Annotated in this window: 20 protein-coding genes and 1 pseudogene; 9 read left to right on the top strand and 12 right to left on the bottom strand. The window is 71.6% G+C overall.

Annotation, left to right across the window (positions count from 1 at the left end; all coding sequences use genetic code 11):
* Nucleotides 1–16 precede the first annotated feature (16 nt).
* Complete coding sequence (locus tag OHT57_RS03915; protein WP_328744484.1) at nt 17–1,495, top strand: MFS transporter; 1,479 nt, start codon at nt 17–19, stop codon at nt 1,493–1,495.
* Complete coding sequence (locus OHT57_RS03910) at nt 1,492–2,079, top strand: TetR/AcrR family transcriptional regulator (protein WP_328744483.1); 588 nt, start codon at nt 1,492–1,494, stop codon at nt 2,077–2,079. Before OHT57_RS03915 ends, OHT57_RS03910 begins: the two co-directional genes overlap by 4 nt.
* Nucleotides 2,080–2,083: 4 nt before the next feature.
* On the opposite strand, the gene OHT57_RS03905 is transcribed toward OHT57_RS03910, so the two are convergent.
* The gene (locus OHT57_RS03905) at nt 2,084–3,730 is read right to left on the bottom strand and encodes a cholesterol oxidase substrate-binding domain-containing protein (RefSeq protein WP_328753113.1); all 1,647 of its coding nucleotides are present in this window, start codon (nt 3,728–3,730) and stop codon (nt 2,084–2,086) included.
* Between the two features lie 202 nt (nt 3,731–3,932).
* Here OHT57_RS03905 and OHT57_RS03900 point away from each other — a divergent pair, with 202 nt between their 5' ends.
* On the top strand, nt 3,933–4,916 hold the full coding sequence (locus OHT57_RS03900; protein WP_328744482.1) for an aldo/keto reductase: 984 nt from the start codon (nt 3,933–3,935) through the stop codon (nt 4,914–4,916).
* 81 nt (nt 4,917–4,997) lie between these two features.
* The gene (locus OHT57_RS03895; RefSeq protein ID WP_328744481.1) at nt 4,998–5,483 is read left to right on the top strand and encodes a DUF6328 family protein; all 486 of its coding nucleotides are present in this window, start codon (nt 4,998–5,000) and stop codon (nt 5,481–5,483) included.
* Here OHT57_RS03895 and OHT57_RS03890 read toward each other — a convergent pair.
* From OHT57_RS03890 to OHT57_RS03875, 4 genes are all read right to left on the bottom strand, one after another.
* Nucleotides 5,404–6,096: a DUF2238 domain-containing protein gene (locus OHT57_RS03890; protein ID WP_328753112.1), complete on the bottom strand. Its 693-nt coding sequence runs from the start codon at nt 6,094–6,096 to the stop codon at nt 5,404–5,406. The genes OHT57_RS03895 and OHT57_RS03890 overlap by 80 nt on opposite strands.
* Before the next feature lie 112 nt (nt 6,097–6,208).
* Nucleotides 6,209–6,646, bottom strand: coding sequence for an SsgA family sporulation/cell division regulator (locus OHT57_RS03885; protein WP_328744480.1), 438 nt, complete (start codon nt 6,644–6,646; stop codon nt 6,209–6,211).
* 61 nt (nt 6,647–6,707) lie between these two features.
* Nucleotides 6,708–7,787, bottom strand: a complete 1,080-nt coding sequence (locus tag OHT57_RS03880) for a hypothetical protein (RefSeq protein WP_328744479.1) — start codon at nt 7,785–7,787, stop codon at nt 6,708–6,710.
* A gap of 94 nt (nt 7,788–7,881) precedes the next feature.
* The gene (locus OHT57_RS03875; protein WP_328744477.1) at nt 7,882–8,853 is read right to left on the bottom strand and encodes an LLM class F420-dependent oxidoreductase; all 972 of its coding nucleotides are present in this window, start codon (nt 8,851–8,853) and stop codon (nt 7,882–7,884) included.
* 87 nt (nt 8,854–8,940) lie between these two features.
* On the opposite strand from OHT57_RS03875, the gene OHT57_RS03870 reads away from it, so the two are divergent.
* Nucleotides 8,941–10,368, top strand: a complete 1,428-nt coding sequence (locus OHT57_RS03870; protein WP_328744476.1) for a serine hydrolase domain-containing protein — start codon at nt 8,941–8,943, stop codon at nt 10,366–10,368.
* 8 nt (nt 10,369–10,376) lie between these two features.
* On the opposite strand, the gene OHT57_RS03865 is transcribed toward OHT57_RS03870, so the two are convergent.
* The 7 genes from OHT57_RS03865 to OHT57_RS03835 form a co-directional block, all read right to left on the bottom strand.
* Nucleotides 10,377–12,014 carry a serine/threonine protein kinase gene (locus tag OHT57_RS03865; RefSeq protein WP_328744475.1) on the bottom strand — a complete coding sequence of 546 codons (1,638 nt, stop codon included), beginning with the start codon at nt 12,012–12,014 and terminating at the stop codon, nt 10,377–10,379.
* Nucleotides 12,015–12,178: 164 nt separating this feature from the next.
* Entirely contained in the window at nt 12,179–13,138 is a 960-nt protein-coding gene (locus OHT57_RS03860) for a threonine/serine dehydratase (protein ID WP_328744474.1), read from the bottom strand.
* Between the two features lie 72 nt (nt 13,139–13,210).
* Entirely contained in the window at nt 13,211–14,185 is a 975-nt protein-coding gene (locus tag OHT57_RS03855) for a polyprenyl synthetase family protein (RefSeq protein WP_328744473.1), read from the bottom strand.
* Entirely contained in the window at nt 14,182–15,222 is a 1,041-nt protein-coding gene (locus tag OHT57_RS03850; RefSeq protein ID WP_328744472.1) for a tetratricopeptide repeat protein, read from the bottom strand. The genes OHT57_RS03855 and OHT57_RS03850 overlap by 4 nt, the downstream gene beginning before the upstream one ends.
* A 169-nt stretch (nt 15,223–15,391) precedes the next feature.
* On the bottom strand, nt 15,392–16,069 hold the full coding sequence (locus tag OHT57_RS03845) for an AIM24 family protein (protein ID WP_328744471.1): 678 nt from the start codon (nt 16,067–16,069) through the stop codon (nt 15,392–15,394).
* 91 nt (nt 16,070–16,160) lie between these two features.
* Nucleotides 16,161–17,561: a CAP domain-containing protein gene (locus OHT57_RS03840; RefSeq protein WP_328744470.1), complete on the bottom strand. Its 1,401-nt coding sequence runs from the start codon at nt 17,559–17,561 to the stop codon at nt 16,161–16,163.
* A 76-nt stretch (nt 17,562–17,637) separates the two neighbouring features.
* Nucleotides 17,638–18,831 carry a serine hydrolase domain-containing protein gene (locus OHT57_RS03835; RefSeq protein WP_328744469.1) on the bottom strand — a complete coding sequence of 398 codons (1,194 nt, stop codon included), beginning with the start codon at nt 18,829–18,831 and terminating at the stop codon, nt 17,638–17,640.
* Between the two features lie 94 nt (nt 18,832–18,925).
* Here OHT57_RS03835 and OHT57_RS03830 point away from each other — a divergent pair, with 94 nt between their 5' ends.
* From OHT57_RS03830 to OHT57_RS03815, 4 genes and pseudogenes are all read left to right on the top strand, one after another.
* Complete coding sequence (locus OHT57_RS03830; protein WP_328744468.1) at nt 18,926–20,104, top strand: ROK family transcriptional regulator; 1,179 nt, start codon at nt 18,926–18,928, stop codon at nt 20,102–20,104.
* A 29-nt stretch (nt 20,105–20,133) separates the two neighbouring features.
* Nucleotides 20,134–21,912, top strand: coding sequence for an alpha-galactosidase D (locus OHT57_RS03825; protein ID WP_328744467.1), 1,779 nt, complete (start codon nt 20,134–20,136; stop codon nt 21,910–21,912).
* 77 nt (nt 21,913–21,989) lie between these two features.
* A pseudogene (locus OHT57_RS03820) lies at nt 21,990–22,211 on the top strand (glycoside hydrolase family 95-like protein); the annotation flags it as partial.
* A complete protein-coding gene (locus OHT57_RS03815; RefSeq protein WP_328744465.1) occupies nt 22,208–23,413 on the top strand; it encodes an SGNH/GDSL hydrolase family protein in 1,206 nt (401 codons plus the stop codon). The pseudogene OHT57_RS03820 and the gene OHT57_RS03815, both read left to right, overlap by 4 nt.
* Nucleotides 23,414–23,416: the final 3 nt, after the last annotated feature.

Genomic DNA, 23,416 nt, shown 5'->3' with positions numbered 1-23,416 from the left:
GAATTCCGGAGCGTCGATGGACCAGCAGGGCCCCATATCCCCGCCGCGCGGAGCGAGTCTGCGGAAGCGGCTCACCGTGCCGGTCCTGGCGATGTGCGGCGTCCTCATGGCCGTCATGCAGACCGTGGTCGTCCCCCTGCTTCCGGACCTGCCCCGGCTGACGCATTCCTCGGCCGCCGCCGTGTCCTGGATGGTCACCGCGACCCTGCTGGCCGGAGCCGTCCTCACCCCGGTGCTCGGCCGGGCCGGCGACATGTACGGCAAGCGCAAGGTCCTGACCGGAGCCCTCGCCCTGATGACGGTCGGCTCGGTGATGTGCGCCCTCTCGTCCGACATCACCGTACTCATCGCGGCCCGGGCCCTTCAGGGTGCCGCCGCCGCCGTCGTGCCGTTGTCGATCAGCATCCTGCGCGACGAACTGCCGCCCGAGCGCCGGGGTTCCGCGGTCGCGATGATGAGCTCCACGGTCGGCATCGGCGCCGCCCTGGGCCTGCCGCTGGCCGCGATGGTCGTCCAGTACGCCGACTGGCACACCATGTTCTGGCTCACCAGCGGGCTCGGCGCGCTCGGTGTCGCGGCCGTGTCGTGGGCGGTCCGCGAGTCGCCCGTGCGGCAGCCCGGCCGCTTCGACATCGCAGGCGCCCTGGGGCTGGCCGTCGGACTGATCAGCCTGCTGCTCGGGGTCTCCCAGGGCGGACAGTGGGGCTGGGCCGGCACCCGGGTCCTGGCGCTGTTCCTCACGTCCGTCGTGGTCCTCGCCCTGTGGTGGTGGCGCCAACTGCGCACCGAACAGCCGCTGGTCGACCTGCGGCTCGTCACCCGGCCCCGGGTGGGTCTGTCGCACGTGGCCGCCCTGCTCACCGGCTTCGCCTTCTACGCCAACTCCCTGGTGACGGCCCAGCTGGTGCAGGCTCCGAAGGAGACCGGCTACGGGCTCGGCCTGTCGATCGTGGCCACCGGCCTGTGCCTGCTGCCCGGCGGCGTCACCATGCTGCTGTTCTCGCCCCTCTCCGCACGGATCTCCGCGACCCGCGGTCCGCGCATCACCCTCGCCCTCGGCGCCGCGGTCATCGCATGCGGCTACGCGGTACGCATCGCGGACAGCCGGGACCTGTGGATGATCATCCTGGGCGCCACTGTGGTGGCCACCGGTACCACCCTGGCCTACTCGGCCCTGCCCACCCTGATCCTGCGAGCCGTCCCCGCCGAGCAGACGGCCTCCGCCAACGGCGTCAACGTCCTGATGCGCACCATCGGCCAGGCCGTCTCCAGCGCGGCGGTCGCGGCAGTGCTCGTCCACCATGCCGGCCCGCTCGGCGGTGTCGCGGTGCCCACCCTGCACGGCTACCTGCTGGCCTTCGCCATGGCGGGTACGGTCGCTCTGGCGGCCTGCGCGGCGGCCCTGACCATTCCCGCAGACTCCGCGCCCGAGAAGCCCCGCCGGGCCAAGGACACCACCAGGGAAGCGCGGGACGAGGCGATGGAGGGAATATGAGGGCCGTGAGCACCACACCCACCACCACCACCACACCCACTCGCCGGGACGCCGAGACGACCAAGGCCGCCATCCTGAGGGCGGCACGCTACCTCCTGGCCCGCACCCCCCACGTCGACATCACCCTCAAGGCGGTCGCCGAACGCGCCGGAGTCAGCCCGCCGTTGATCGTGAAGTACTTCGGCAACAAGGACGCCCTGCTCGCCCGTGTCATGTCCTTCGAGTCCGACGCGGCCGACCTCCTCGACGCCCCTTTGGCGGACCTGGGCCGCCACATGGTCCGTCACGTCCTCACGGGCCAGATCGAACGCGGTGCCGACCCTCTCCTGAGGATCGCCTTCGCCCCGGTTCAGGGCGAACACGGCGACATCCTGCGCGTCAACTTCCGCACCCAGGTGGTCGAACGCCTCGCGGAGCGCCTCCAGGGTGCCGACGCCGGCCTGCGGGCCGAACTGGCTGTGGGCACCCTGCTCGGGCTGGGCGTGATGTACGGCATCGCCCGGGGCGCCGACCTGAGGGCGACGGCGGTGGAGGACGTGGTGAACCGCTACGCCCCCACGGTCCAGGCCCACTTGACGCCTTAGGGCCCTAACGGAACAGACGGTCCAGAAAGGCGTTGCCGAAGACGCCGTGCGGATCGAGCCGGTCCAGCACCCCGGCCGCCTGCCCCCACACCGCCTCACCGAACGACCCGGGAACCGTCGTCCCCAGCACCTCGTCGTCGTCCCAGGCGGCGGCGTCCGTGTAGGCCCACCCCTTGGACCACTCGACGCGGGTCCCGTCGTAGCCGTCGAAGAGGAACTGCTCGATCTCCCGCAGGAAGGCCTCCGCGTGCGGCGTGCCCGGCAGCGTCAGGATGTCCAGCCAAACCGCCGTGTCCCGCTCGGGACGGGCCGGATCCGCCCGCAGGGCCGACAGCAGCGGAGCCCGTGCACCCGCCACCTCCACCTCGGCCGGATCGTCGAGCCCGGTCACCCGGATCTCGACGGTCCCGTTGACCGGGAAGCGCCCCTGCGCGGCGTACGCGGTCAGGCGTTGACGGTAGAAGTCCGTGAACTCGGCGAGTACGCGCTGCACTTGATCCCGCTCGGTCAGTACCGCGTACCCGTTCGCGGTCACCCGCAGGGTCGTCGGCCTGATGTACAGCAGCGTGTTCTTGGACGGCCCCCAGATGTCCGCCGACAGCGTCGCCGTGAGCCCCACCGTCGCCACGTCGAGCTGTGCGTTCCCGAGCACCGGCGCCAGGTACCAGGCCGCGTCCGACACCATCCGCCCGGCCAGGTCCGCCACCAGGGTCGGCACGTTGTCGGAGAAGGGATAGTTGTACGGCGAGGTGACCCGCCGTGAGGTCAGCGGCCTGGTCGGCGCCACGCTCCACACCTTCAGCCAGGGGAACTCCGTGAAGGCGAACCAGATCGCCTCGACCCGCCCCGCCTCCTCCAGGAAGCTCGCGAAGGTCCGCCCGTCCCCACCGGGCGCGGCGAACAGCTCGGCCGCCGGGATGTCGACGCGGCTCACGCACCGCACCTTGCTGTCGGCACCCACCCTCAGTACGACCTCGGTGACGAAGGCGCGCCCCAGATGGGTGAGCAGCGCGGCACTGTCGGCCTCGGCACGGCTGAACTCCCGCAGTGCGTACGCCCCGCTGTCCTCGTCCCACACCACCGCCGTCAGCGCCATGATGCGATTGCTCAGCGAGCCGTACGTCTGCCCCGGCAGCCGTTTCTCCCCGTCGGCGGGGACGGCGGTGCCGTGTGCGTCGACCGCCAGCGCCCCGCCCAGGGTGAGGTCGCCGGGTGCGGGCGCGGCGGTGACCCCGAGCCCGTGTTCCTCCAGCCGGGTGAGCAGGGCCTCCAGCGTGACGCCGGTGCCGGCGCGCACCGCCGAGGCGGAGTCCAGGGACAGCCCGGTGAGGTGGGAGGCGGTGTCGACGAGGAGGACGGGTGCGTCCGAGTCCGTGCCCTCGGTGACGGTCAGGGGCGACCAGCCGTGCGAGGAGCCACGGGCGCGGACCCGCCAGCCGTGCCGCCAGGCCCAGTTGACGATCTCGACCACCTGGTCCGGATCTCTCGGCGCGCAGGCCCACAGCCCGTCGGCGGTGATCTCACCCGCCCAGTTCCGGTAGGCCGAGCGGTGGAGGGGAACGTCGGCCGGGAAGCCGGGCAGCTCCTCGGCGCCCGCCGCCGGATCGGCGGGCAGCAGAATCGGTGCGGCGGCCAGGGCGGCGGCACTCATGAGGAAGCCGCGACGGGACCAGGACAAGTCGTCCTGCGGGTGGTTGCTCACGGAACGATCAGTCACGGGGTCACGCTAGGCGCCTGTTGACACGTGCATGCCCCATGCCGAAACGTGTCACCCATGTGAGTGAACAAATCCCCGACGGCGGCCCGGAGCGACCGGTTCCGCGCAGGTCGGCGGCGGATGACAGACTGACGCCATGGACGAGCGCACTTTCGGCAGGTCTCAGCAGCACGCATCCGTCGTCGGACTCGGCACCTGGCAGCTGGGGGCCGACTGGGGAGACGTCGACGACAAGGAAGCCCTCTCGGTACTGGAGGCGGCGGCCGAGTCGGGGGTCACCTTCTTCGACACGGCCGACGTGTACGGCGACGGACGCAGCGAGCAGACCATCGCCACGTTCCTGCGGAGCAGGCCCGACCTTCATGTGCTGGTCGCGACGAAGATGGGCCGCCGCGTCGACCAGATCCCGGAGAACTACGTACTCGACAACTTCCGCGCCTGGAACGACCGTTCGCGCCGCAACCTCGGCGTGGACCGCGTCGATCTGGTCCAGTTGCACTGTCCGCCGACGCCCGTCTACTCCACGGACGAGGTGTTCGACGCCCTGGACACCCTGGTCGAGGAGGAGCGCATCGCCCACTACGGCGTCAGCGTGGAGACCTGCGAGGAGGCACTGACCGCGATCGCCCGGCCGGGCGTGGCGAGCGTGCAGATCATCCTCAACGCCTTCCGGATGAAGCCGCTGCGCGAGGTGCTCCCCGCCGCCCGGGAAGCGGGCGTCGGCATCATCGCCCGCGTCCCGCTTGCCTCGGGCCTGCTGTCCGGCAAGTACACCAAGGACACCGTCTTCCCGGAGAACGACCACCGCGCCTACAACCGGCACGGCGAGTCCTTCGACGTCGGTGAGACCTTCTCCGGCGTCGACTACGCGACCGGCGTGGAAGCCGCGGCCGAGTTCTCCGCCCTCGCCCCCGAGGGCTGCACCCCGGCCCAGCTCGCCCTGCGCTGGATCATCGAGCAGCCCGGCGTCACCACCGTCATCCCCGGCGCCCGCTCACCCGAGCAGGCCCGCGCCAACGCGGCCGCCGGGAAGCTGCCGCCGCTGTCCGGCGAGACCCTCTCGGCGATCCGCGACCTCTACGACCGCCGGATCAAGGACCAGGTCGAGAACCGCTGGTGAGTCCGCGGGGCTCCGGGAGCGGCACAGGGCCGCCCCGGAGCCCTTCTGTTTGAACGATCAGACACCGGTTACACGGACCGCATGGTCGAGACGGTGAGACGAACGGGCCGCGACGAGACTGAGGACGAGCGCGCGGACCGCATGTGGGGCGAACTCATCCAGGAGGTCCGCGTCGCGCAGACAGGCGTGCAGATCCTGTTCGGCTTCCTGCTCACCGTGGTGTTCACACCGAAGTACGCCGGTCTGGCCCACGCGGACCAGGTGATCTACATCGTGACCGTCGTCCTCGGCGCCTGCGCGACCGGCGCCCTCATCGGGCCGGTGTCCCTGCACCGCCTGGTGTCGGGCCGGCGTATCAAGTCGCAGGCCGTGCAGTGGGCCTCCCGGCTGACCTTCGTGGGCCTCGTCCTGCTTCTGGCGACGATGACGGCCGCCCTGCTGCTGGTCCTGCGGGTGGCGACCCACGACGACTGGGTGCCCTGGCTCGTCACGGGAGTCGTCGGCTGGTACCTGCTGTGCTGGTTCGTGCTGCCGCTGTGGACCCGGCGCCGCTATACGACGCGGTGAGGCCCGGCTCGTCCAGCTGCCGGTCGTGCAGGCGTGAGAGCACCAGGACCGAGACCGTGGCGCCGATCAGCGCGCAGAACATGTCCCACTGGGTGTCCCACACGTCCCCCTGCGTGGCCAGGAAGGCGTCCGCCGCCTGACCGCCGATCACCGCGGCCGCCCACTCCAGCATCTCGAAGACGGCGCTGAAGGCCAGACACGCGCACACCGTCAGCGGTGCCAGCCAGCGGCTGCCCCGCAGCGGTGACGTACGGCTGAGCAGCTCCCGCACCAGGACCGCCGGTACGAAGCCCTGCATGAGGTGGCCGAAACGGTCGTACGGATTGCGGTCGAGACCGAAGGTGTCGCGCACCCAGTCACCGAGCGGCACCTGCGCGTAGGTGTAGTGACCGCCCACCATGAGCACGAGCGAGTGGAGTGCCAGCAGACAGCACAGCAGGTCGGTCAGGGGGAAGCGGCGCCAGGTGAGCACGATCAGCGGCAGCCCGACCAGGATCCACACCGTCTCAAGGAACCAGGTGGTGCGATCACGCGGGCCCCATGCGGACAGGGCCAGCGCGGCGACCACGGCACAGGCGAGCAGGACGGGCAGGGGCCGTCGCACAGCGGTCATGAGGTGCTCCTCGTCGTAGGAGTCCTCATCGTCGGGCAGGGGGCCGACCGCGACATGAGTACGGCTACTCACCGCTCCTGCGTATCGGTCCCCGGCCGCCCCCGTACGTAGGTCAGCCGCCGGCGATGACGGAGGCCAGGAAGTCGTCGACGCTGACCTCCTCCTGCCCCGGCGGGACGATCTCACGCGTCTCGCGCAGGAAGGAGGCCAGCGCCGGAGCCCAGGCGAAGACCACGGCGTGCTGGCGGCCCCCGTCGGAGCGGGCGTCGCCGAAGAACTCCATGCGCAGTTCCTCCCAGACGCCGGTCGAGACGGGGTTCAGGCGCACGTCCCCGACCCCGACCGGACCGCACATCCCCTCGGCGAGCATCTCCCGGTCCAGCCGCCACCGCGCCAGCACCCGGCCGTCATGGCTGAACACGGCGGTGACGGCGAACGGGTCCGCAGCGTCGTACCCCAGGTGGGCGAGGACGGGGCAACGGCCCGTGCCGCCGGTCTGGAGTTGCACGACGAGAGTCTTGTGCGCGGTCTTGTGGACGAAGGAGTTCACCTGGAGGCCTCCGGGAAGCACGATGTAGAGCCCTCTAGTACCCCTCCCACGCCCAAGATGCTCAGCCTTCCGGGTGATTCCCCTTCGCGCCGCGCAAAGCGGTCAGGCACGAGGCGATGGCCTGCTGGAGTTCCTCGAGGCGCTGGAGCATGTCGTCCTCGTAGAAGTCCTGCGCGTCGTCGAAGGTCAGCTCCTCGAACGCCCTCGTGGCCTTCTGGAGGCTGCTGTAGAACTTCGTCCGCCGCTCCTGGACCCGGAGTTCGGGATCGGCCTCCACGGCTTCGGCGACGAGGGACTTCATGGTGTCGAACGCCTCGGCCGCCCACTCGCCGGTGTCCTCGTCCTCCTCCAGCTCGTCGAGGAGCGAAAGGTGCCGCTCTGCCTCCTGGCGCAGGTCCACGGGCGCGTCGATGGTCTGCCCGGCCGGGGTCTTGACCTGGCCGGACTCGGCGATCTGGCGGACGTATCCGATCCGGTCGGCCGCCCTGCTCTCGGTGGCCACGGCCTTTTTCAGGTCGTCCGTGCGCACGACGTCCCGGGCCAGTTCGGCCTGGAGTTCCGGGTCCTCCTTGATCCGGTCGAGCAGGGCGCTGCGCGCGGCCCGCGCGGTGGAGGGGTCGGCGAGGATCGCGGCACGCAGCGCGGTCGGGTTCTCGGCCACCTCCAGGGCCTTGGTGGGGCGGATGCCCTCGGCCTCGGCGGCCTCGGTGATCGCCGCGCCGCGCTCGGAGCCGGCGCTGCTGCGGGAGACGTAGTAGCCGAGCCACACGTCCGCGTCCGGCAGTTCCACGTCCTGGCCCGGTGCCAGCGCCTCGAAGTGCGGGACCATGCCGTCGTCGGCGGCCCGGTCCCACGCCTTGTAGTAGCGCATGACGCGCTCGGGCGAGCAGCCGGCGAGCTCGGCGAACTCCTTCGCGGAGACCTTCGGCGTCTGGTCCGCGCTCTGGCCGCCGGGCCGCACACTGCGCGCCACCATCAGGCCGAAGGCCCAGCCGCCGGTCCGGGCGTAGACACCGAACTCGCGGGCGTCGCGGGCGACGAGGTCGTTCAGGGGCGCGGGTGACGGCGCCGCCGGCGTCTCGGCCGACGTTTCCGTGGACGTTTCGGCCGATGTCTCGGACGGGTCGATCGCTAGGGTCACGGGTGCTTCTCCTGGGCAGGTTCGTCGGGGCCGCACGATGTGCGGTTCGGAAGCCTATGGCACCCTCGGGTGCCGCCCGGGCAGCGTGGCCCGCTCAGTCCAGCGCGTCGCGCAGCGCGGGCAGCAGTGTCTTCGCCGACCAGTCGAGGAACTCCGGCTGCGAGTCGCCGCCGATCTGCACCAGGGCGATCTCGGTGAAGCCCGCCTCCGCGTACGGCCGTACGGCCTCGACGAAGGCGTCCGGGTCGTCGCCGCACGGGATGGACGCGGCGACGTCGTCGGGGGTGACGAACTGGGTGGCCGCCTCGAACGCGTCCGGGTGCGGGAGCTCGGAGTTGACCTTCCAGCCGCCGCCGAACCAGCGGAACTGGGAGTGCGCCCGCTTGACGGCCGTCTCCCGGTCGGCGTCGTAGCAGACGGGCAGCTGTCCCACGCGCGGCTTGCCCTCGCCCCCGTGCCGGTCGAACGCCTCGAGCAGCCCCGCTTTGGGCTCCGTGGCGATGACGAGGTCGGCGAGCCGGCCTGCGAGCTTGCAGGACTGCTCGCCGGAGACGGCCAGGCCGATCTGCGGCGGTTCGTCCGGCAGGTCCCACAGCCGGGCCGACTCCACGTCGAAGTGGGTCCCGCGGTGGTTCACGTGACCGCCCTCGAAGAGTGCGCGGATGATCTCCATCGCTTCTTCCAGCATCTCGTGCCGCACGTCGGCCGACGGCCAGCCGCCGCCCACCACATGCTCGTTGAGGTTCTCGCCCGAGCCGAGCCCCAGCCGGAACCGGCCCTCGGAGAGCAGCTGCATCGTGGCCGCCTTCTGCGCCACCACCGCCGGGTGGTAGCGGAAGCTCGGACACGTCACATAGGTCATCAGCGGAATGCGGGAGGTCGCCTGCGCGGCCGCTCCGAGCACGCTCCACGCGTACGGCGAGTGTCCCTGCGACCGCAGCCAGGGGAAGTAGTGGTCCGAGGTCACCGAGAAGTCGTAGCCCGCCTCCTCGGCCTGCACCACATGCCCGACGAGCTCACGCGGGCCGGCCTGCTCGGTCATCATCGTGTATCCGATATGCACCATGGAGCCCGGGTCCCCGGTGACCGGAGGGGAAAACAGGTCTTTCAAAGCCCTCTCGATCAAGGCCCGTGAAGGAGGGAGGATGCCCCCATGAGTTCCCTGCCCACGAGCACCCCCGCAGCCCAGGGCGTCGACGCCGCCGGTGTCCAGGCCTTCCTCGACGCCCTCGAATCCGACCCGGGGATCGAGCCGCACAGCCTGATGCTGCTGCGCCACGGCCAGGTCGTGGCCTCCGGCTGGTGGGCGCCGTACGCCGTCGAGCGCCCGCAGCTCCTCTACTCGCTCAGCAAGAGCTTCACGGCGACGGCCGCCGGGTTCGCCGTCGCCGAGGGGCTGATCCGGCTGGACGACCCGGTGATCTCGTACTTCCCGGAGTTCGACGCCGATGTCACCGACCCGCGCAGCCGCGCGATGCTCGTACGGCATGTGGCGTCGATGGCCAGTGGTCATCTGGAGGAGACGCTGGACCGGGCGCGCGCCCAGGATCCCGGCGAGCTCGTCCGCGGCTTCCTGCTGGTGCCGCCGGAGCGGGACCCGGGCACCGTCTTCGCCTACAACCAGCCCGCCACCTACACGCTCGGCGCGATCGTCCAGCGCGTCACCGGCCGGAAGCTCACGGAGTACCTGCGGCCCCGGCTGTTCGACCCGCTCGGTATCGGTCAGGTGGGGTGGATCCACGACCGGCGGGGCCGTGAGCTGGGCTTCAGCGGACTGCACGCCACCACCGACGCCATCGCCCGGCTCGGTCTGCTGTATCTGCGGGGAGGCATGTGGGAGGGCGAGCGGCTGCTGCCCGAGTCATGGGTGGCCGAGGCGACACGGGTCCAGATCTCGCCCGGGGCACCCGCGGAGGGCGGCTGGACGGACTGGCAGCAGGGCTACGGCTTCCAGTTCTGGATGTCCCGGCACGGTTACCGCGGGGACGGGGCGTACGGGCAGTTCTGCGTGGTCCTGCCCGAGCAGGACGCGGTGCTCGCGATCACCTCGGAGACCGTGGACATGCAGAGGGTCCTGGAACTGGCCTGGGTACACCTGCTCCCCGCCTTCGCGGCCGGCCCGCTGCCCGGACACGAGGCGGCGGACGCGGCCCTCGCCGACCGTCTGACGCACCTCGCGCTGCCGCCCGCCGACGGCAAGGCCGACCCGGCGGGCCGTGCAGAGGAAGGGGAGACCTGCTTCGCTCCCCACGGCGGTTCCTGCACCGACCAGCCGACCCTCACCGCGGTCGAGGTGGGCCCGGGGGGCCGCGTCACCCTGGTCGACGACGGCGACCGGCTGGAGCTGGGGCTCGGAGCGGGGGAGGCGGGCTGGACGGTCGTCGACGAGCCCGTGCCCGTCGCGGTCAGCGGTGGCTGGACCGACGAGGAGACACTCGCCGTCGATGTGGCGTTCCTGGAGACTCCCCACCACCTGCTGGTGACGTGCTCGCTCGCGGACCGGACGTTCACCGCGCGCTGGCGTACCCAGCCCCTGCACGCCGGACCGCTGCGGCGGATGCGGGCGCCGCGCTCCGCTTGAGGTAACGCTCAGTTCGAGGGCACGCGGAGGGTGCTCAGGAAGGTGTCCAGCGCCTTCTGGTTCGCGGCGTCGCTCCAGTCGGCCGCCGGGGTCGTCCAGCGCAGGGAGTAGCCGCGGCCGTCGCCGATGAGGAAACCGCGGCCGAAGGTGCGCACCCGGGTGCCGTCGACCTGCTCGATCCACTGCATGTCGGCGGCCTTGTGGCCCTGGTAGGTCGTCGCGCGGATGTCACCGAGGCGCTCGAAGCCCGGGTGGTCCTTGAGGTCCGGCTCCACGTCGTCACGCCACACGGCCACCGGGTCCGTGCCCACGGCCTTGCTGAAGGTGATGGCGAGCGTGCGCGGGTCGCCGGAGGCGCCGAACGTGACGCGGTAGGCCAGGTCTTCCTGGCGCTGGGTGCCCAGCGGCTTCCAGCCCTTGGGGAGAGCGATCGAGAAACCTTCGGGGGAGTGGTAGACGCTGTATCCGGGCGGCAGGCCCGTGCCCGCGGTGGGGGCGGTCGTCCTGGTCGGGGTGGGTGTGGGTGTGGCGGTTGGGCTCGCGCTCTCGTCGGTGCGGCTGCCGGGCGCGGTGGCCGACGGGGACGGTGACGTCGTTGTCGTGGGAGCGGACACCGACACGGAGGCGGATGCGGAGGGGGCGGGCGCCTCACCGGTCGTCGTGCTGTCGGTGCCGGGCAGCGCGTTGGTGACCGTGAGGACAGTGGCGGCCACCGCGACGACGGCCAGGGCGGTCCCCGCGACGAGGAGGCGGCTGCTGCGGCCGGGGGCCACGCCGTGCAGGGCGCCCGGACGGGACCTGGGCTCCTCCGGGGGGATCCCGTCGGGGTCCTCACTGACGACGCGCAGGAGGGCGGCGCGCACGGACGCGCGGGTCAGCCGCTCCTGGGAGCTTTTGCGCAGCAGCCCCTGCACGGTCTGCGTGAGCGGTCCGGCGCGCACCGGTGCCCGCAGCGGCAACCGGTCCACTCCCTTGAGGGTGGCCGCGGGACGGTCGCGGTCACGGAAGGGGGGCCGGCCTTCGACCATCGTGTAGAGGATCGCGCCGAGCGCCCACAGGTCGGCGGCCGGCCCGATGCGCTCGTCGCGGGCCTGCTCGGGTGAGGCGTACGACGGCGCCGAGACCCTTGGCGCGAGCGTGGCGCCGGCCAGACCGAAGCCGGTGACGACGACGGGGCCCTGGCTGCGCACGAACACCTGGCCCGGGCTGAGCTCACCGTGGGTGATGCCCTCGCCGTGCGCCGCCTCCAGCACCTCCAGCAGTTCCAGGCCGATGCGTGCCGCCCGCACATGGTCGAACGTTCCCTGCTGGGCGAGGAGTTCGCCCAGCAGGACGCCGTCGACGGGCTCGCTGACGGTCCACAGCGAGCCTTCCTGCGCGACGGCGTCGACGACCGGGGCGATCCGGCCGGGGGCGAGCACCCGCATGGTCTTGGACATCCGCACGACGCCCACAGCGGTGCGCTGCGAGGCATCCTCGTCCGTGTCGGCCGGAAGTCCGATCTCGGTGAGCAGGCAGGGGCGTTCCGCCGAGACGTCCTCGCCGTACCAGCACGTCCGGTTGGTCTCACGATGCAGGACGTCCAGTGGCCGGTACCTTCCTGCGACCAACTCGTGTGTGGAGACGTGCGCCTTGACCATGCTCATCCCTCGCCGAAACCATGGGTCTCACCTTTCCCAGTGGTACGGCGGGTGCGGCGGGGTATGTTCAATCAAACCCCCAACCGATGGAATCCCCTTTCCGGCCGTTCACTTTCTGACTCACAAGTCAGAAGAACGGCCAGGTGGGGGATCGAAGTCGAGCATCTCCCTCAGCGCAGCCCGAACCGCTCGGTCCACGCCATGACTTCGGTGGTGGTCGTGTTGCCGCCGCACACCACGAGGCCCAGCCGGCAGCCGTCCCCGATCCGCTCCAGCACCCTCCGGGCGGCGGGCACGAGACAGCCGGCCGCCGGCTCGCCCCACACCTTGGCGTGGTCGGCGAGGTCGAGACAGCCCCGCACGGCCTCCCGGTCCGGGACCACGAGGACCTCGGTCACCAGAGCCGCCACGTGGTCGTACGTGAGCCGCGAGACGGACGGGGCGCTCAGCGTGGACACGATGGAGGACAGCGCGACCGGCACCGGCCCGCCCGCCGTCAGGGCCCGGGACATGGCCTCGGCGCCCTCGGTCTCCACGCCCCACACCCGGACACCCGGACGACGCGCCCGCAGCGCCGCCGCGACCCCGGCGATCAGCCCGCCGCCCCCGACACTGACGAGAACGTCGGTGAGGTCGCCCGCGTCCTCGGCGAACTCCAGTCCCACCGTGCCCTGCCCGGCGATCACCACCGGGTCGTCGAACGGGTGGACCAGCGTGAGTCCTTCGTCCCGCATCCGGTTGACCAGTGAGAACGCGCCGTCCATGTCGTCCGTCAGCCGAAGCGCCGCACCGGCCGCCGCCACGATCTCCACGGACCGGGCCGGTGCCGAACGCGGCATGACCACCGTCGCCTTGATGTCGAGGGCCGCGGCCATGTGGGCGAGGGCGATCCCGTGGTTGCCGCCGCTCACGGCCACGACACCCGCCGCCCGCTCCGCCTCGCTCAGCGAGAGCAGCTTGGCCGTCGCCCCGCGGGCCTTGAAGGATCCGGTGCGCTGGAGCTGTTCGAGCTTGACGGTGACGGGAGCACCGAGCAGCGAGGACAGACCGGGGCTCGGCAGGGTCGGCGTGCGTACGACGTGTCCGGCGATCCGCTCGGCCTGCCGCTCGATGTCCGTGATCCCGATCAAGGCGGTCGTCCTTCCGACGGAGAGAGGTCGTCTCGCACCCTGTCCCCACGGGCGGCGCAGGTCAACTCGGCCTCAGAGGTCGCGTCGCAGGAGGTAGTCCAGCAGCGGCCGCAGCTCGTGTGCCGGCTCGGCGAACGCGAGGTGACGGCGGGCCTCGGCGAGGGCGGCCGATCTGCCGCCGCACTCCTCGATCAGGTCCGCCGTCTCGGAGAGCGGCCCGTCCGACTCCAGCAACCGTGCCAGCCGTGCGGCCGCGGGTGTCGGTGAGTCGAGCGCTGCCAGTATCGGGAACGTCTTCTTGCGTTCCCGCAGGTCGCTGTGCACGGGCTTCCCGGTGACCTGGGGGTCGCCCCAGATGCCCAGGACGTCGTCGACGATCTGGAACGCGATCCCCAGGTGTCGCCCGGTCCGGTCCAGGGCGGCCACCGTGGCCGGGGGCGCCCCGCCGAGCAGGGCGCCCAGCGCCGCCGCGCAGCCCAGCAGCGCCCCGGTCTTGTGCTCGGCCATGGTCCGGTACTCGTCCGGCCGTACCCGCTCCGGTCCCCTCCAGGGACGCGTGGCGAACAGCAGGTCGTCCGCCTGTCCGTGCACCAGGTCGGACAACGCCACGGACAGGCGACGCACGGCGCCGGATCCGGCGCCGGCCAGGGTCCCGACGGCCAGGGCGAACAGGCCGTCGCCCGCGAGGACCGCGGGGCCGGTGCCGTACGCCTTCCACACCGAGGGGCGGCCACGCCGGGCCGCGTCGCCGTCCATGATGTCGTCGTGGAGCAGGGAGAACACGTGCACCAGCTCCACCGCGACCGCCGCGGGCACCCCGGCCCGTCCAGGCGCACCGGACACCTCGGCGCCCAGGACGGCGAGCGCCTGCCGCACCCCCTTGCCGCCGGACGCGGCGGCCGGGGCACCGCCGACCTCGCACCAGCCCATCGAGTACGCGGCCATCTCCGCCACCCAGGGATGCAGCCCGTCGACCGCTTCCCGCAGCGCCGGATCCACCAACTCGCGGCACCGGGCGAGGACATCGGGACCAACGACCGTCGTCACCGTGCCGACTCCGTCCGCGCGCAGAACTCCTCCTGGGCCAGCGCCACCATCTCCCGCGCGTGCCGCAGTCCGGTCCGCTCCAACGTGCGGGCCAGATCGTCCAGTTCGGCCGCGGTCTCGGCCCGGTCGCGGCCCAGCCGGGCCAGGGACTTGGCGAGGCCCAGCCGGGCCAGCGCCTCCCCGCGGGGTTCGCTCATGGCGCGGAACTCAGCGAGCGCCTGCTCGTAGAGCTCGCGGGCCTCGGGGTAGCGACCGGCGCGGTAGTAGACGTTGCCGCGCATCTTGTGGTTGTAGGCCAGCGCGCTGGAGAGGTTCATCGCCCGGCAGGTCGTCTCCGCCTCGGACAGCAGGGCGAGGGCCCGGGCGGTGTCGCCGTCGCGTACGGAGGCGAGGTCGGCGAGTCCGCGCAGCGCCCAGGCGTGACCGCGTCGGTCGTCGGCGCCGGCGGCGATTGACGCGGCCTCCTCGAACATGGCGAACGCGGTGTCGTAGGCCCCGGTGTTGCGGTGCATCTGCGCGATTCCTGACAGCGCCCACACCGTGTGCCGTGCCTCGCCGCGTCGTCGCGCCTCGGCCAGCAGCTGCTCGTGCAGTCGCCCCACGGCCTCGTAGTCGCCCTGGATGCGGCCGGTCTCGGCAAGACCCGCCAGTGAGTAGCCACGGACGACGACGTCGCCGCCCTGCTCGCCCAGCTCGGCGGCGAGCCCCAACAGCCGCCGGGCCAAGGCGAAGCCGCCGCGCTGGCGGGCCAGCGTGCCACCGCTCCACAGTGCCCAGGCCATCGCCGCGGTGTCCCCGGCCTGCCGGGCGGACCGGTAGCTCGCCTTCCAGGCCCGGTCCGCGTCGCCGACCCGGCCGAGCCGGCGCTGCGCCTCGGCGACGGCGAGCCCGGAGCGGGCCGCCTCACCGTGCCGACCCGCCCGCTCGGCCGCGCGCAACTGCTCGGTGCCGGCGGCCAGTACGTCGTCCAGTGAGGAGTTCACGGAGAGCGCGGTGAGGGCGCCCTGGTACTCCGGGGCGAATGCCTTGCCGTACATGCATGCCTTTCCGTCCGTATACACTGCATCTATACATGCTGCGTATACATGGTGTGCATAGTGCCTTGAAAATGAGCCCCGGCCGGGGCCGGGGCATCATCTGTTGCCGGTCAAGACGTGGACGGAGCCGCAGGGGTTGCCTGTGAGGCGCAGATCACTGCGCGGGGCCTCAGTGCTGCTGGGCCTTCTGCGGGGTCGCCTCACTCGGACGGACGACGACAAATCCGGACCCCTGGAGCATCAGCTGCACCGCCTCACCCGAACCGCCGCGCAGCATCGACCCGATGGACTGCGAACGGTGCAGCGAGGTCGCGAGGCCCGCGGTCCAGCCGACCACCGCGTCCGTGTCGACGAACACCGGGGACTGGGCGGACACCGGGATCACCAGCGGGTTGCCCTCGCAGACCAGCCCGAGCCTGCCGTGTCCCGTGAAGACGCTGTTGAACAGACCACCGCCGGCGATACCCGCGCCCTTCACGGTCGCGATCCGGTACGCCAACGAGGCGTCGAAACACAGGACGTTGCGCCCGTTGACCGTGAACTCGTCGCCCGGTTCCACGTCGACGACGAAACAGTTCTGGGCCTCGTGCGCGAACCAGGCCTCCCCCTGACCGCGCACCGCCATCAGCGGCAGGCCCTCACCGGTGACGGCCCGCTTGAGCATGCCGCCGACGCCCTGGCCCTTGCGCTCGAACTGGAGATTGCCCCGGTAGGCGACCATCGCCCCCTGGCGCGCGTGCATCTCGCCGCTCACCGTGTACCGGATGCACTTGGAATTCTCGACCGTCATGCCCGGCGCTGTGGCGGGCTGGACCATGTGCTCGCTGGAAAAGAGATCACCCTTCATGGAGGCATCCTGGCCCGGAGGGATCCCCTCCGCCAAGATCGCGGACCGGCTGTCGTGTCCGGGGCCGCGCTCGTTCACCACTGAGGACTGCTCAGGCACCGAACAGCTGGGTCCAGTACGTGCCCGCCGGACCGCCGCCCGCGAAGCCGATGCCGATGTGGGTGAAGGCCGGTTTGAGGATGTTGGCGCGGTGGCCGGGACTGTTCATCCAGCCCTCGACGACCTCGGCGGCGGAGCGCTGGCCGCACGCGATGTTCTCCCCGATCGAACGGCGGGTGGAGCCCGCGGCGGCGGCCCGGTCCCAGGGCTGGGTGCCCTCCGGCGAGGTGTGGGAGTAGAAGGCGCGGACGGCCATGTCCGCGCTGTACGCCTGCGCGGCGCGAGCGAGGAGGGGGTCGACGGCGAGCGGCGGCAGACCTGCCCCGGTGCGCTCACGGTTGGTGAGGGCGACGACCTCGTCGGTGATCCTGGCCAGGCCGGCGGGCGTGAGGGGCCTCGCCCACAGCGCCGTCCAGTACATCTCGCCGGAGCGGCCTCCGCCGACGTACGCCATGCCGGCTTCGGTGACGGCCGGGTCCTGCAGGATCCGCCGGGGCTGCTCGGTGCGCAGGCAGTACTCGACGAACTCGGCCGGGTCGCGCGGTCCGGAGACGAGGTGCTCGCCGACCGTGATGTAGGCGTACCCGGTGGCGGTGACCCGCTGGAAGACGGAGACGCCGTCGGGGCCCTCGACGCCGAGGCGGCCGGCGGCGGCCATGGCCCGGGCATGAACGCGGGCCGCTTCGGTGAGGCGGGGATCGTGGGACACCGGAGGTGAACCGGCCTGGGCGCGCGCCGAGTTGACCAGGGTGAGGAAGGCGGCGAGGTCGGCGGAGGGTACCGAAGCCGTGGGGGAGCGCGGGCCGGAAGTCGGCGGACGGGGCCCGCCCGACCCCGCGGGGAAAGCCGGGACAGCGGCCGGCCGTGCCCCCGGTGCCGTGAACGGCGAGGGCGGCGCCGCAGCCGCCGGCGTGTCGTCGACCACGTCCACCCCGAAGTCCCGCGCCAGACCCGCCAGTCCGTCCGCATACCCCTGCCCCAGTGCCCGCAGCTTCCAGCCGTCGCCCCGCCGGTAGATCTCCGCGAGCAGCAGCACGGTCTCCTGCCGTGGCCGCGGTGGTGCGAACCGGGCGAGCGGACGGCCCCCCGCACCGGTGACCTGGAGGACCGGGGGAGGCAGCCGGCCCAGGGGAGTGGCGGGGTCGGCCGGACTCACGACCACCGTGACGCGCACGGCCCCCGCGCGCAGCCGCCGGGGATCGACGGTGAGCGTGTCGCCGGAGAGCCGGGTGCCGGGAGCGGACGGCTGGTTGTAGAACACGAAGTCGGCGTCGCCCCCGACCCTGCCGCCCTCGTCCAGGACGAGGGCGGACACGTCGAAGGGGCCGGGAACCCGCACGGTGACAGCCCCGTCGGGCAGGGGCAGATTGCCTCCGGTGACCATCTCGCTCATCGTGCCGCCCTGGTGTCGTCGTCCACTGGCAGGAACGCGCACCAGGTCACACGGGTTCCCGGCCCCGGCGCCGGACTCAGTCCAGCGACAGCGCCGGCGCCACGTCCTCGTGCCGCTCCACCGTCGCCCTGCCGCGCGGAGCCCTGGTCGCCTTGCCGCAGAACGCGGAGTCCAGGGTGCGCAGCATGGTGTTGAGGACCGTGCCGTTGTTGGACGTGTTGGCGACCGCGGCGAGAGCGCGCTTGCCGTCCTTCGAGGCGAACGCGTACGTGTAGAAGCCCTGCACGGCACCTGTGTGGCCGTACACCGAGACACCGCACGACAGATCGCGACGGCGCAGCCCGAGGCCGTACGCCTGACCGGTGCCCGACGGCAGCCAGCGCTCCATCTGCGCCAGTTGCGCGGCCGAGGTCAGCCGGCCGCCCAGCAGGGCGGACAGGAACGTGTTGAGGTCCCGGGTGCTGGAGATGAGCGCGCCCGCGCTCTGCGCCCACGACACGGTCTGCTCCGTGGCGTCGACGAGCGGGGCGCCCGACCGGTCCTGGGTGAGGTAGCCACGGGCGTGAGCGCCGGGGATTTTCATGCCCGGATGCACGTAAAGCGTGTCGCGCAGCTTCAGCGGTTCGATGATCCGGTTCTGGTACTCGGTCCGCACCGGGTTCCCGGTCAGCTTCTCGATCAGCATCCCGGCGACGACGAAGTTGGTGTTGGAGTACGAGTACGCCGCACCCGGCGCGCTCGTGCGCGGTCGCCGCAGCGAGCGGTTCACCAGCTCCGTGGGGGTGAAGACCTTCTTGCGGACCGCCTCGAACCCCGGGACCGACTGGGCGAACATGTCGTTCGTGTAGTCGTACAGACCACTGCGGTGGCCGAGCACGTGCCGGACCGTGATCCGGTCGTCCGGCAGCAGTCCCGGCAGGTAGCGGTCGACCGGCGCGTCGAGCTTCAGCTTCTTCTCGTCGACCAGCTGGAGCAGGACCACGGAGGTGAAGATCTTGGTCACGCTGCCGATGCGGAACCGGTCGGCGTCGTCCATCGCCCGCCCCGTCGTCCGGTCGGCGACACCTACGGCGGCCCGCAGCACCGTGCCCCGGTCGTCGATCCGGGCCATCGCACCCGGCGCGCCGTCCCGCAGCGCCGACCGCAACACACTGCGCACACCTGCCAGATCCGCGTCGGGCCCCCGGGGTGCGGCATGGACGGGAGTCGCGACGAGGGACAGCAGAACCGCCCCCGCCAACGTGCCACCGAGCACTCCTGCTGATGTCATCCGGCTCTTCTCTCCTCGACTGGCCACAGCAATGGCACAGCCAATCCTGCTTCTTTTATTGACGACGGAAAAGAACCCCTCTAAGTTCGCGGCCATGCGCCAGACCTCTCGCGCCGAGACCTTCCCCGTCAACACACCCGCCGCCTCACAGGTGTTCACCACCGTCCTGTCCCAGGGCCCGCTCCCCCGTCTGGAGGTGGCCCGGCGTGTCGGACTGTCACCGGCCGCCGTCACCAAGGCGGTCCGTCCGCTCATCGAGGCCGGATACCTCGTCGAGGGCGCCGACGACGAGGCCCGCCCGGCCCTCGGGCGGCCCGCGAACCTCGTACGCGTCGACGGCGGGCGGGCCCTGTTCATCGGCGTCAAGGTCACCGGCGACGAGATCATCGCGGTCCTCACCGATCTGTGCTGCCGCATCCGCACAGCCCGGCACCTGCCCCTGCCCGACCGCGACCCGAAGACGGTGCTCGCGAGCATCACGGAACTCGTCCAGCGGCTCCTGGCCGAGACGGACGGCTCCACGGCCGCGGTCCTGGGCCTCGGCATCGCCGTCTCCGGCGACGTCGACCGGGGCGAGGGCGCCGTCCGCTACTCGCCCTTCCTGGAGTGGCGCGACGTCCCGCTCGCCGAACTCGCCGCCATGACCACCGGGTTGCCGGTCACCGTCGACAACGACGTACGCGCCCTGACGGTCGCCGAGCAGTGGTTCGGGGCCGGTGTGGGACTGTCCGACTTCGCCGTCGTGACCGTCGGCGCCGGCATCGGATGCGGGCTGGTGGTGCACGGCCGGGTGGTCGCCGGGGCGCACGGAGTGGCGGGCGAGATCGGGCACGTGACCGTCGACCCGGCCGGTCCGCTCTGCCACTGCGGCAACCGCGGCTGCGTCGAGGCGATAGCGGGGGAGGCCGCGATCGTCCGGCAGATCCGCGAGGCCACCGGCGCCGAACTCACCGGCCCCGAGCAGGCCCTGGCCCTGGCCCGGGAAGGCGTCCCCGGAGCCCGGGACGTGTTCGCACGCGCGGGCGAGGCGATCGGCCGGGGCATCGCCACCGTCGCCAACCTCCTCGGCCCCGAACGCGTGATCATCTCCGGCGAGGGACTCGCCGCCTACGACCTGTTCGCCGAACAGATCCGCGACGCCTTCGTCGCGGCCGCCTTCGGCTCAGCCGCCCGGTGCGACGTCCGCACCCGCCCCCTGCCCTTCGAGGAGTGGGCGCGCGGCGCCGCCGCCACCGCCATCCAGTCCTTCATCACCTCGGACACGAGCCGATAAGAATCCCCACCCCATTGGAGGCCCGACCCATGCGGTCATCCTCGTACTTCGCCATGCCCGCGAGAGCCCTGCTGGTGCTCGCCCTCACCACGGTCGCCGTCCCCACGGCCCACGCCGCCGACACCCCCGCTCCCGCCCTCGCCGCCAAGCCCTACATGGGCTGGAGCAGTTGGAGCATGCAGTCGTCCAAGTACCCGGGTCTCAACCCGGACGGCGACTACAGCTACCTCACCGAGGTCAACGTCCTGAAGCAGACCGACGCCCTGGCCGCCAAGCTGAAGAAGTACGGCTACGAGTACGTCAACATTGACGCCGGCTGGTGGATGGACAAGACCTGGAAGTCCGGGTTCGACCAGTACGGCCGCCAGAAGCCCGACCCGGTCCGCTTCCCCAGCGGCATGAAAGCCGTCGCCGACCGCATCCACGCCAAGGGCCTCAAGGCCGGCATCTACCTCCCGGCCGGCCTGGAGAAGGCGGCCTACGGCGACGGGAGGACACCGGTCCGGAACGCCGCAGGCTGCACCACCGCCGACATCGTCTACGGCGACCTGCGCACCACCAACGGTTGGGACAGTTCGTACAAGCTCGACTTCTCCAAGCCGTGCACGGCCAAGTACATAGACTCCCAGGCCCAGTTGATCGCCGACTGGGGCTATGACTTCCTCAAGCTCGACGGCGTCGGCCCCGGCTCGGGCAAGAGCGGCGACCAGTACGACAACGTTGCCGACGTGGCCGCCTGGAACAAGGCGATCGCCGCGACCGGCCGCCCGATCCACCTCGAAGTGTCCTGGTCCCTCGACATCGGGCACGCCGCCGACTGGAAGAAGTACTCCCAGGGCTGGCGCATCGACACCGACGTCGAGTGCTACTGCAACACCCTCGTCAGCTGGGAGAACTCCGTCGACGACCGCTGGGACGACACCCCCGCCTGGACCCGGCACGCCGGACCCGGCGGCTGGAACGACCTCGACTCCCTCGACGTCGGCAACGGCGCCATGGACGGCCTCACCAAGGCCGAGCGGCAGAGCTACGCCACCCTGTGGGCCATAGCCAAGTCCCCCCTCTACACCGGCGACGACCTCACCCGCCTCGACTCCTACGGCCTCGCCCTGCTGACCAACCGCGAGGTCATCGCCCTCGACCAGGGCCCCAACCCGCCCGCACACCCCGTCACCCCGTCCGACCCCCAGCAGGTCTGGGCCGCGAAGAACCCCGACGGCACCTACACCGTCGCCCTGTTCAACCTGGCCGACGCCCCGGCCGCCGTCACCGCCGACTGGTCCACCCTCGGCTTCACCGGCAACGCGTCCGTCCGGGACCTGTGGAACCACGAGAACCTCGGCACCCACAGGAACAAGGTGACCCAGGCCCTGCCCGCCCACGGCTCCCATCTGTTCACGGTCACCCCGCACGGCACCGCACTCACCTTCACCGGCTACGAGGCCGAGTCCTCCGCGAACACCCTCGGCGGCAACGCCTCCGTCGCCGACTGCCCCGCCTGCTCCGACGGAAAGAAGGTCGGCAACTTGTACCTCGGAGGCTCTCTGACCTTCCGTGACGTCGTCGTCGCCAAGGCCGGCACCTACCAGATCAAGATCTCCTACATCAGCGGTGACGCCCGCTCGGTGGACATCTCGGCCAACGGCGGCGGCACCACCCGGCACAAGCTCCCCGCCACCGGCGACTGGGGGACCGTGTCGAGCGTGTACGTACCCGTGACGCTCAAGGCCGGCACCAACACCATCACCTTCGACAGCGGCACCGGCTACGCACCGGACATCGACCGGATCGACATACCGAAGTCCTGACCGAGCCACCAGGAGCCGCCATGACCCCCCACCCGTCCCGACGCAGCGTCCTCGCCGTCACCGCCGCGACAGGCGCCCTCACCGCCATGCCCGACGCCTGGGCCGCCTCCGGCTCCCTCGCGGGAGCGGACGCGCGCGGCGGCTTCGTCGTCGACCTACGCTGGCGGGATGGGAAACCGACCGAAGCACGGATCCGGAGCGTCGGCGGCCGTACCACGACGGTCGCGCACGCCGGAAGCGCCCGCACGGTGACACTGAAGCCGGGTGCCACCGTCACCCTGAAGGGCTTCGACCGATGAGGCGCCGGACAGCCCGCAGGACCCGGCTGATCGCCGTCACAGTCGTGGCCGCCGTGTGCCAGGCCACGCCCGCACCGGCCGCCGTCGGCCCGCCCGACGGGGTGATCACCTGGGGCGCGAGCGCCTACCGCATCGGCGAGTCGGTCGCCGACCGCGGCTACCGCATGGTCGTGCACACCAGCGTCGGCGGCCGGGACCCGCGCATCCGGCTCTCCAACGCCTTCGGGGACCGGCCGGTGACCTTCGACAGCGTCTACGCCGGGCTCCAGCTCAAGGGCGCCCAACTGGCGCGCGGCTCCAACCGGCGGCTCACCTTCGACGGCTCGTCCTCCGTCACCCTGGAGCCGGGCTCCACCGTGTACAGCGACCCGGTGCCCGGCCCGCTGGCCGCCGGGTCGAACCTGGTCGTCAGCCTGCACACCCCGGACGCGGCCGGCCCGGTCACCGGGCACTCGATGGCCCTGCAGACGTCGTACGCCACACAGGGCGACCACACCGCCGAGGAAAGCGGTGCCAACTGGCCCGACACCGTCGGATCGTGGTTCTACCTCGACAACGTCTCGGTGCGCACGGCCGCCGCCACCGGTTCCGTGATCGCGCTCGGCGACTCCATCACCGACGGCTGGCAGTCCACCGGCGACCTCAACCGCCGCTGGCCCGACTACCTGGCCCGCCGCCTCCAGAAGGCGCACATCACGGTCAAGGGCGTGGCCGACGAGGGGATCTCCGGCAACAAGGTGCTGGCCGACGGCGCCGGGCCGAGCGCCCTGAACCGGCTGGACCGGGACGTGCTCTCCCAGCCAGGCGTGCACACCGTCTTCCTCTTCGAGGGAGTCAACGACCTCAAGGCCCACTCCGGCGTCACCGCACAGGACCTGATCCACGGATACGGCGAGATCGTCGACCGGGCCCACGACGCCGGCAGGTGCGTGGTCGTCTCCACCATCGCCCCCTTCAAGGGCTGGCCGGAATGGGACCCGGCCGCCGAGACCGTACGCCAGGAGGTCAACACCTACATCAGGACCCACAGCGACGAGTTCGACGCGGTCACCGACTTCGACCACATCCTCCGCAGCCCCTACGACCACGAACGGATGCTCCCCTTCTTCGACGGCGGGGACCACATCCACCCCAACGACAAGGGAATGCAGGCCATGGCGGACGCCGTCGACGTGAACAGCCTCGACTGCGCACGCAACTGACAG

This window comes from Streptomyces sp. NBC_00285 (assembly GCF_036174265.1).
Classification (GTDB): domain Bacteria; phylum Actinomycetota; class Actinomycetes; order Streptomycetales; family Streptomycetaceae; genus Streptomyces.
This window is presented reverse-complemented; position numbering and strand designations above follow the sequence as displayed.

Excerpts from the sequence above, each read along its gene's own strand:
- OHT57_RS03915 (WP_328744484.1), top strand. The coding sequence starts at position 17 with ATGGACCAGCAGGGCCCCATATCCCCGCCGCGCGGAGCGAGTCTGCGG.
- OHT57_RS03910 (WP_328744483.1), top strand. The coding sequence starts at position 1,492 with ATGAGGGCCGTGAGCACCACACCCACCACCACCACCACACCCACTCGC.
- OHT57_RS03905 (WP_328753113.1), bottom strand. The coding sequence starts at position 3,730 with ATGAGTGCCGCCGCCCTGGCCGCCGCACCGATTCTGCTGCCCGCCGAT.
- OHT57_RS03900 (WP_328744482.1), top strand. The coding sequence starts at position 3,933 with ATGGACGAGCGCACTTTCGGCAGGTCTCAGCAGCACGCATCCGTCGTC.
- OHT57_RS03895 (WP_328744481.1), top strand. The coding sequence starts at position 4,998 with ATGGTCGAGACGGTGAGACGAACGGGCCGCGACGAGACTGAGGACGAG.
- OHT57_RS03890 (WP_328753112.1), bottom strand. The coding sequence starts at position 6,096 with ATGACCGCTGTGCGACGGCCCCTGCCCGTCCTGCTCGCCTGTGCCGTG.
- OHT57_RS03875 (WP_328744477.1), bottom strand. The coding sequence starts at position 8,853 with ATGGTGCATATCGGATACACGATGATGACCGAGCAGGCCGGCCCGCGT.
- OHT57_RS03870 (WP_328744476.1), top strand. The coding sequence starts at position 8,941 with ATGAGTTCCCTGCCCACGAGCACCCCCGCAGCCCAGGGCGTCGACGCC.
- OHT57_RS03865 (WP_328744475.1), bottom strand. The coding sequence starts at position 12,014 with ATGAGCATGGTCAAGGCGCACGTCTCCACACACGAGTTGGTCGCAGGA.
- OHT57_RS03850 (WP_328744472.1), bottom strand. The coding sequence starts at position 15,222 with ATGTACGGCAAGGCATTCGCCCCGGAGTACCAGGGCGCCCTCACCGCG.
- OHT57_RS03845 (WP_328744471.1), bottom strand. The coding sequence starts at position 16,069 with ATGAAGGGTGATCTCTTTTCCAGCGAGCACATGGTCCAGCCCGCCACA.
- OHT57_RS03840 (WP_328744470.1), bottom strand. The coding sequence starts at position 17,561 with ATGAGCGAGATGGTCACCGGAGGCAATCTGCCCCTGCCCGACGGGGCT.
- OHT57_RS03835 (WP_328744469.1), bottom strand. The coding sequence starts at position 18,831 with ATGACATCAGCAGGAGTGCTCGGTGGCACGTTGGCGGGGGCGGTTCTG.
- OHT57_RS03830 (WP_328744468.1), top strand. The coding sequence starts at position 18,926 with ATGCGCCAGACCTCTCGCGCCGAGACCTTCCCCGTCAACACACCCGCC.
- OHT57_RS03825 (WP_328744467.1), top strand. The coding sequence starts at position 20,134 with ATGCGGTCATCCTCGTACTTCGCCATGCCCGCGAGAGCCCTGCTGGTG.
- OHT57_RS03815 (WP_328744465.1), top strand. The coding sequence starts at position 22,208 with ATGAGGCGCCGGACAGCCCGCAGGACCCGGCTGATCGCCGTCACAGTC.